Below are 283 nucleotides of genomic sequence, written 5' to 3' on the forward strand. Positions count from 1 at the left end.
CCGATCAGGGTGGTGCCGTCGTACAGCTTGACGATGTCGCCCGCGGTGCCGCCGGCGCCGGACATCTCCAGGCTGCCGTCGCTGGTCAGGCCGCCCGCGCTCAGGTCGGTGCCGTGGCCGTCGGTCAGGTCGCCGATGGTCGGCGCGACTGGCGCGGTGGTGTCCAGGTCAACGACTACCGGCGTGGATTTGGCGCTCTCGTTGCCCGCCGCATCGGTGAAGCTGGCGCTCAGCGCGTGCTCGCCGTCGCCGCTCAGGTCGGCCGGAATGCTCCAGCTGCCGT

1 protein-coding gene is annotated in these 283 nt (G+C 71.7%); it reads right to left on the reverse strand.

The window, feature by feature from the left end; translation table 11 throughout:
- Window positions 1-283, reverse strand: a 283-nt coding sequence (locus MXF20_RS23285) for an Ig-like domain-containing protein (protein WP_325971647.1), incomplete at both ends; no start/stop codon positions are given.

This window comes from Pantoea dispersa, assembly GCF_035783935.1.
Taxonomy (GTDB): Bacteria; Pseudomonadota; Gammaproteobacteria; order Enterobacterales; family Enterobacteriaceae; genus Pantoea; species Pantoea dispersa_C.